Raw genomic sequence first — 7,540 nt, 5'->3', positions numbered from 1 at the left:
CCGCTGAAAGCATCTAAGCGGGAAACTTGCCTTGAGATGAGATTTCCCAGAGCCTTGAGCTCTTTGAAGGGTCGTTCGAGACCAGGACGTTGATAGGCTGGGTGTGGAAGTGCAGTAATGCATTAAGCTAACCAGTACTAATTGCCCGTACGGCTTGTCCCTATAACCTTAGCAGGTACAGAGGATAAGAAAGTACATGTTGCGTGTTGTTGATCGCAATCATTACCCAAAATTCTAAATAATCCGCTTCTTCCAGATTCATGGCTTTGTCGCTCCACTGAGGACAAATGCCGGTACAAGTTATGCCTGATGACCATAGCAAGTTGGTCCCACCCCTTCCCATCCCGAACAGGACCGTGAAACAACTTTGCGCCGATGATAGTGCTGCAACCAGTGTGAAAGTAGGTTATCGTCAGGCTTGTTATTCGAAAAAACCCCCATCGGTGATCCGGTGGGGGTTTTTTTACGTCCGCGGCTTTTATCTAGGCCAGCGATTGCCGGGTTTTTGAAAGGGATATCTTGTCTGCTGTGCATACACTGGAGCAATTACGTGCTGGCCAACTGGCCGGCGTGCGCCGCCTGAAGCTGTCGTGCGGCTTGACGGCATTCCCCCGCGAAATCTTCGACCTGGCCGACAGCCTGGAAATCCTCGACCTGTCCGGCAACGCGCTGTCTTCGCTGCCCGACGAGCTGCCGCGCCTGCACAAGCTGCGCATCATTTTTTGCTCCGATAACCTGTTCACCACCTTGCCGGCCGTGCTCGGTGCTTGTCCTGCGCTGGAAATGATCGGTTTCAAGGCGAACCGGATCCGCCATGTACCGGCCGCAGCCTTGCCATCGGCACTGCGCTGGCTGACCCTGACCGACAATGTCATCGAGTCCATGCCGGATGAGCTGGGCAAGTGCAGTGAATTACAGAAACTCATGCTGGCAGGAAATTGCCTGACTAGCTTGCCGGCATCCCTTGCCAATTGCCACCGGCTGGAACTGGTGCGCATTGCCGCCAACCGCTTCACGGCGCTGCCCGACTGCCTGTTGTCCTTGCCACGCCTGGGCTGGCTCGCGTATGCGGGCAATCCCTGTACTGAAGCGCGTGAATTGGCTGCCCTGAGCGGCGCCGGTACGGCGGGCGTGGCCTGGCAGCGCCTGCAACTGGCGCAGCAGCTGGGTGAGGGAGCATCGGGCGTGATTTACCGTGCCCGCCTCGATGATGCCGAGGATGTTGCGGTGAAAGTATTCAAGGGAGCGATGACCAGCGACGGCTTGCCGCGCAGCGAAATGGCCGCCTGTGTCGGGGCCGGCGCCCATCCGGGCCTGATTCCCATCCTCGGGACGCTCGATGCGCATCCGCAAGGGGCGCTGGGACTCGTCATGCCGCTGATCGATGTTGCCTACCGCAACCTGGCAGGGCCGCCCAGCCTGTCATCATGCACGCGCGACGTGTATGCCGAGGGCGTGCGCTTTGACGCATCACAAGTCCTGGCCATTGCCCACGGCATCGCCTCGGCCGTGCGCCAGCTGCATGCGCGCGGGATCGTGCATGGCGATCTGTATGCACACAACATCCTGCATGCGGACGCCGGCGCCTGCCTGCTGGGCGACTTCGGTGCGGCGTCCATGTTTGCGCCAGACATGCCGCAAGGGGACTTGCTGCAGGGTATAGAGGCGCGCGCCTTTGGCGTGCTGCTGGGTGAGCTGGTCGCGCACTGTGCGGCGCCCTTGCCGGCCATGCAGGCCTTGCTGGAGGCTTGCCTGCAGGAAGAAATATCGCGGCGGCCCAAGTTCGACGTGATCGAACGAGCGTTGCGAGATATGCTCCCCGCATAAAAAAAATGGCGCAGCCTTCGCAGGCTGCGCCATTTTCATTTCAGGCTGGCAATCTTCAGCCAGGTAGCTGGATTTCTTTTTCCGGCAGGGCGATCTGGTTGTCGACACTGAACTGGTAATCCTTGAAGACGTGTTCGGCCGTCAGGATCTGGTATTCGCCGTTGTCCAGTTTATGCGTCGTGTCCTTCAGGCGATACGTGTAATGGCCGCAAGTCCAGCAGTTGAAGTTGCGCATGTGGGTGCACAGGCAAGTCTTGTCCATCACGACGACGGTTTTCTGTTCCGGATGGGCAGCCACTTCGCGGTTGTACGAGTTGATGTACGCGCAGTTGCCCGTCGCATCGAGCAGGTAGCCATACGATTCACAGCCTGGACGGATGCCGGCGCCGATGGCGGGCGTGTTTTTCAGCATGCGCATCGGGTAGCCGGTCGGCGAGACGCCGTTGACGATGATGTCTTCTTCCGAGGCCTTGTAATATTCCTGCTTGACCTTGTTCGGCAAGCCGCATTCCTTGGTGACGGTAAAGCGCGTCGCCACTTGCACGCCGGCCGCGCCCGCTTCCAGGAAGGAGACGGCGTCGCTGCCCGTGAAGATGCCGCCGGCGGCGATCAGCGGGATGTCCAGCTGTTCCGCCTTCAGGTAGGCCAGCAGTTCCGCCGTGATCGTGTGCAGGTCGTAATTGGCCCAGTCCATGCCGAAACCCAGGTGGCCGCCGGCCAATGGTCCTTCGACGATGATGAAGTCGGGCAAACGGTCCAGCTTGGCGTTCTTGCGCAGGAAAATCTGCAAGGCGCGCACGGACGAGACGATGATGCCCAGCTTGGCGTCACGGAAACGTGGATGGTCGGCCATCAGGGCGAACGAGCCGAAGTGCAGACCGGCGGACAGGGTGATGCCGTCGATGCCCGCGTCCAGCGCCGCATTCAGGCGCACGCGCAAGGTTTCGCGGGGGCCGTTCATGGTCAGCTTTTCCATGCAATTGACGAAGATCAAGCCATCGCCCTTTTTCGCTTCCATGGTGCGGCCGATGTGCAGGCGCTGCGCTTCCGCCAGGCGGCCCAGATCGAACTGGACCACGGCCTTGTCGCTGTTATTGATGTTGAATTTGTACAGTTTCGTCTTGTCTTTGACGAAGGTGGTGTCGAAACGGCGATCCGACACGTCTTCCACCATGGCATCGGAGATATGCCCAATACCGTTCAGCCGGGCCGCTTCCAGGGCCAGCTCCGACGTGGAAATATCCACACCCATTCCGCCTATCATGATGGGCACATATTCTTTTTTGCCAAATCGCAGGCGGAAATCATCAACACGTTTCATTGCTATCCTTAGACTACCGTGGTTATCACTGAGCCAGATGTACGGTCAAGCCCGCAGCCGGTCGGGCGTGCGGGCGCATGTAGCTGTGCGCAGCTTCAATTCTACCCCAAGCGGGCAGGCGCTCTGAGGCAGAGCTTGCCGCCATGCCGCGCGAACGCAGGCCGGAGCGTGCGCATCATCGAAATTAATCGCGGAAGTTGTTAAATTCCAGCGGCATGTCGGGCACGTCCTTGCGCAGCATGGCCATGGCCGCCTGCAGGTCGTCGCGCTTGGCGCCCGTGACGCGCACGGCTTCGCCCTGGATGCTCGCTTGCACTTTCATCTTGCTGTCCTTGATGACGCGCACGATTTTCTTGGCATCATCCGATTCGATGCCATTCTTGATCTTGATGATCTGCTTGACCTTGTCGCCGCCGATCTTCTTGATGTCGCCTTCGTCGAGGAAGCGCACATCGACCTTGCGTTTGGTCAATTTGTTCGTCAGCACGTCGCGTACCTGGCTGAGCTGGAATTCCGAGTCCGCAAACGCGGTCAATTCGTTTTCCTTGTGTTCGACGCGGGCGTCGCTGCCTTTGAAGTCGAAGCGGGTCGTGATTTCCTTGTTGGATTGCTCGACGGCATTCTTGACTTCGATCATATCGGCTTCGGAGACTACATCAAATGACGGCATGGTCTGTTCCTTTTCTTGTTAAAGCGAGCGCACGCTCGGCGCGCTGGGCCTTGGCGGCTGATTCTGCGCCATGGGGCGGCCCTGTTAAAGATGCGACATTTTAACGGACAACGGGCAAGTCGCCCTTGTCCTGAGGTGGTTTTTTGTCGCTTTCGCTCTATAATCGAGCAAAATTTCCCTATCCCATGCATCCAGAGCTCACCATCGAACACAATTACAACCTCCAGCGCCTGAATACCTTCGGCATCGCGGCCAACGCGGCCGCTTACGTACGCATCACTTCGCAGGCCCAGCTGCAGGCCGCGCTGCAGGATCCGGCCCTGTCCGCCATGCCGCGCCTGATACTGGGCGGCGGCAGCAACATCGTGCTTACGGGCGACTTTCCCGGCGCCGTGCTGCACATGGCCACGCGCGGCATGCGCCTGGCGCAGGCGGACTTCGAGACGATACTCGTCACGGCCGCGGCCGGCGAAAACTGGCACGATTTTGTGCAGTGGACCCTGGCGCAAGGCGTGGGCGGGCTGGAAAACCTGTCATTGATTCCCGGCACGGTGGGCGCGGCGCCTATCCAGAATATTGGCGCGTACGGCGTTGAAATCAAGGATTATCTGCATAAGGTGAGCGTCATGCACAGCGCCAGCGGCATCGTCTTCGACATGGACCGCGACGCCTGCCGCTTCGCTTACCGCGACAGCATCTTCAAGCAGGTGGAAGGCCGCGAGCTGATCGTGCTGGAAGTGACGTTTGCCTTGCCCGCCGAGTGGCGGCCGAACTTGCGCTATGCGGAACTGGCGCAGGCCGTGGCCGAGCGCAATCTTGCCGAACCGACAGCACAACAGGTGGCTGAAACGGTGATGGCGATCCGTCGGCGAAAATTGCCGGACCCGGCCGTGATCGGCAATGCGGGCAGCTTCTTCAAGAATCCCGTGGTGTCACGGGAGCAATGTCTTGCCTTGCTGGAACGCTTTCCCACCTTGGTGCACCATGCGCAGCCCGATGGCACGGAAAAGCTGGCGGCCGGCTGGTTGATAGATCAGTGCGGCTGGAAGGGGAAAAACCTGGGGCCCGCGGGAGTGTATCCCAAGCAGGCGCTGGTTCTGGTGAATAATGGCGGCGCTCGTGGCGCGGACATTACCCGGCTTGCGGAAGCGATACAGGATGATGTCGAGGCGAAATATGGCGTGCGCCTGTCGCCCGAGCCTGTGTTTGTTTGATCTTGATTAAATCCACGCTTGAAAAATGTTCAGGGCAGCGCAGCGCAGCCATGGACGTTTTTTCTGCGCGGATCAGCCAAAGTGGCAGACGTAATCGACGGTTTCGATGGTCTCGATATCAAAATAGCTATTGCCCGGGATTTTGAATTCCGTGCCCGCGCCATAGCTGTTCCACTCCGTCGCGTCGGCCAGGCGCACCTTGCACAGGCCGCCGACGATTTCCATGGTCTCCGGCGCGCCCGTGTTGAAGCGCTGCGATGACGCGAAAATCACGCCCACGCTTTTCTTCGTGCCATCGGCCAGGATGACGTTGTGCGAGACGCATTTGCCGTCAAAGTAGATATTCGACTTCTTGACGACGCTGACATTGTCCAGTTGTGTGCTCATGCTTCACTTTCCTTGCTGTTAAAAATCAGTCCCGGACGTCATCGGCGCTCAGCACGCTGTTGCGTCCGCCGCGCTTGGCCGCGTACAGGGCCTGGTCGGCGCGGTTGATCAGTTGCTCGACCGTCGAGTCCGGCGAAGGCACGACGGTGGCCACGCCGATCGAGATGGTGACGATGCCCGTGCCTGCCGCCGGGTTTTCGATCTGCAAGCCTTCCAGATGGCGCCGGCATGCTTCGGCGATCAGCAGCGCGCCGGCCGCTTCCGTTTCCGGCAGGATCAGGGCGAATTCCTCTCCCCCGTAGCGGGCGGCCAGGTCGGCCGGGCGTTTCAAATGTTCCGTGAGCACCGCGGCAACTTTTTTCAGGCACAGGTCGCCCGCCAGGTGGCCGAAATGGTCGTTATAGCTTTTAAAATGGTCGATATCGCAGAACAGCAGACTCAGCGGCGCCTTGTCGCGCTGGCCCCGCTGCCATTCGAAATGCAAGGTTTCATCGAAGCGGCGGCGGTTGGCGATGCCCGTCAAGCCATCGAGGGCGGCCAGTTTCTGCAATTCAATGTTCGCGTCCGCCAAGTTCTTTTGGCTTTCGCGCAGGAAACGAAAAGCCTGGTCGCGCTGCAGGCGGCTGATGTGCGCGTTGGAATGGTAGCGTATGCGCGCCAGCAGCTCCAGGCGGTCCGGCAGTTTCACCACATAATCGTTGGCGCCGACGGCAAAGCTGTGGGCCTTCAGTTTCGGGTCATCCTTGGCCGACATCACGATCACCGGCACGTGCGCGAGCGCCTGGTTTTCGCGGTACAGCTGGATCAGGGCGAAGCCGTCGATGCCCGGCATCACCAGGTCTTGCAGGATGACGGTCGGTTGCAAACGCAGCGCCGTGTCCAGCGCCTGCGTGGCGTCGGTCACATAATGAAATTCGATATCCTGCTGGTCGCTGAGCATGCGCCGGACTGCCTCGGCAATGATCAACTGGTCGTCCACCAGCAGCACGCTGACCTTGAATTCGGTCAATGCGGGCTCATGCTGGGTGAAGCTGGAGGAGAATTCTGGCATTGCATTCTTTTCAGATGTTAGGGGGAGGGCTCCCACCCATTGTTGAGTTTGGCGCCCAGGCGGCCGCGCAGGCTGGCGCCTATTCTATCCAATGGCAGGATTTGCTGCGCCGCATCGAGTTCAGCCGCTGCGCGCGGCATGCCGTACACGGCGCTGCTGGCCTGGTCTTGCGCGATCGTCGTCTTGCCTGCGCGGCGCATGGCCAGCAAGCCATCGCCGCCGTCGCGCCCCATGCCTGTGAGCAAAACGCCGATGGCGTCGCCGCGCCAGTGCTGCGCCACGCAGTTGAAGAAGACATCGACGGACGGGCGGTAAACATAGTCGCGCGGTGCTGCATCGTACCCCAAACGATAATTTTGATCTAGCAGCAGGTGATCATTGGTCTTGGCGATCAGCACCGTGCCGGACACCAGTTCGTCGCCTTCGGCGATCACGCGCACGGGCATGCTGAGCTGGTCGTCCAGCCATTTGGCGAAGTGCGAGGCGAAGGTTTCATCGATATGCTGCACCACCACGATGGCGCAGCCGGGCGGCGCCGTCCAGCCGGACAGCACCTTGGCTACCGCTGACGGCCCGCCCGTCGAGGCGCCGATGGCCACCAGGGTCGATACCTGGCCGTCGCCCCGTTCGCCGCCATTGCCGTTCGCCTGGCGCGGCGGCGGTGCCTCGGCGCTGTGGCGTATCAGCTTGCCGATGGTCTTGATCTTGGCCAGCAGTTCGCTGTCGCCGCCCACTTCCCCCTGCAGCACCGGCGTGGCCGTGACGTCGAGCGCGCCCGCGCCCAGCGCGCGGAAGACCTGGTTGACATTGTCCTGCGGGCGGCCCGTGACGACCAGGATGGCGCACGGACTTTGCTCCATGATCAGGCGCGTCGCTTCCACGCCATCCATCTCCGGCATGTTCAGGTCCATCAGGATCAGGTCGGGGCGGTTGCCCTCGCACATGCGCACGGCTTCGAGTCCCGTGCGGGCGATCCACAGCACCTGGTGTTCCTGCGTACTGGCGACCACCCGGCGCAGGGCCTCGGCGGCCATGGCGACATCGTTGGCAATGGCAATTTTCATGAATGA

At 60.4% G+C, this 7,540-nt stretch carries 7 protein-coding genes and 2 rRNA genes; 4 read left to right on the top strand and 5 right to left on the bottom strand.

Annotated elements, in window-relative coordinates; genetic code table 11:
* The 3 genes from AC0V2Y_RS10450 to AC0V2Y_RS10440 all read left to right on the top strand — a co-directional run.
* Positions 1-162 (top strand): 23S ribosomal RNA (locus AC0V2Y_RS10450); the annotation flags it as partial.
* A gap of 143 nt (positions 163-305) precedes the next feature.
* A 5S ribosomal RNA gene (rrf, locus tag AC0V2Y_RS10445) occupies positions 306-418 on the top strand.
* Positions 419-528: 110 nt separating this feature from the next.
* Complete coding sequence (locus AC0V2Y_RS10440; RefSeq protein WP_475417751.1) at positions 529-1,827, top strand: leucine-rich repeat-containing protein kinase family protein; 1,299 nt, start codon at positions 529-531, stop codon at positions 1,825-1,827.
* A gap of 55 nt (positions 1,828-1,882) precedes the next feature.
* Here the strand turns inward: AC0V2Y_RS10440 and AC0V2Y_RS10435 are convergent, their stop codons facing one another.
* Positions 1,883-3,148 (bottom strand): nitronate monooxygenase, encoded by a 1,266-nt coding sequence (locus tag AC0V2Y_RS10435; protein ID WP_475417727.1) that lies wholly within the window; start codon positions 3,146-3,148, stop codon positions 1,883-1,885.
* A gap of 184 nt (positions 3,149-3,332) precedes the next feature.
* Positions 3,333-3,818 (bottom strand): YajQ family cyclic di-GMP-binding protein, encoded by a 486-nt coding sequence (locus tag AC0V2Y_RS10430; RefSeq protein ID WP_034759416.1) that lies wholly within the window; start codon positions 3,816-3,818, stop codon positions 3,333-3,335.
* 185 nt (positions 3,819-4,003) lie between these two features.
* Here AC0V2Y_RS10430 and murB point away from each other — a divergent pair, with 185 nt between their 5' ends.
* Entirely contained in the window at positions 4,004-5,032 is a 1,029-nt protein-coding gene (murB, locus tag AC0V2Y_RS10425; protein ID WP_475417728.1) for a UDP-N-acetylmuramate dehydrogenase, read from the top strand.
* Between the two features lie 72 nt (positions 5,033-5,104).
* Here murB and ppnP read toward each other — a convergent pair whose 3' ends face one another.
* From ppnP to cheB, 3 genes are read right to left on the bottom strand one after another with little or no spacing between them, the layout of a single operon-like run.
* On the bottom strand, positions 5,105-5,419 hold the full coding sequence (gene ppnP, locus AC0V2Y_RS10420) for a pyrimidine/purine nucleoside phosphorylase (protein WP_475417729.1): 315 nt from the start codon (positions 5,417-5,419) through the stop codon (positions 5,105-5,107).
* A 25-nt stretch (positions 5,420-5,444) separates the two neighbouring features.
* The gene (locus AC0V2Y_RS10415) at positions 5,445-6,470 is read right to left on the bottom strand and encodes a diguanylate cyclase (protein ID WP_475417730.1); all 1,026 of its coding nucleotides are present in this window, start codon (positions 6,468-6,470) and stop codon (positions 5,445-5,447) included.
* A 17-nt stretch (positions 6,471-6,487) separates the two neighbouring features.
* Positions 6,488-7,534, bottom strand: coding sequence for a chemotaxis-specific protein-glutamate methyltransferase CheB (gene cheB, locus AC0V2Y_RS10410; RefSeq protein ID WP_475417731.1), 1,047 nt, complete (start codon positions 7,532-7,534; stop codon positions 6,488-6,490).
* Between the last annotated feature and the right edge of the window lie 6 nt (positions 7,535-7,540).

This window comes from Janthinobacterium sp. BHSEK (genome assembly GCF_056174685.1).
The sequence above is the reverse complement of the archived record's forward strand: the minus strand, read 5'-3'. Positions and strand labels throughout refer to the sequence as shown.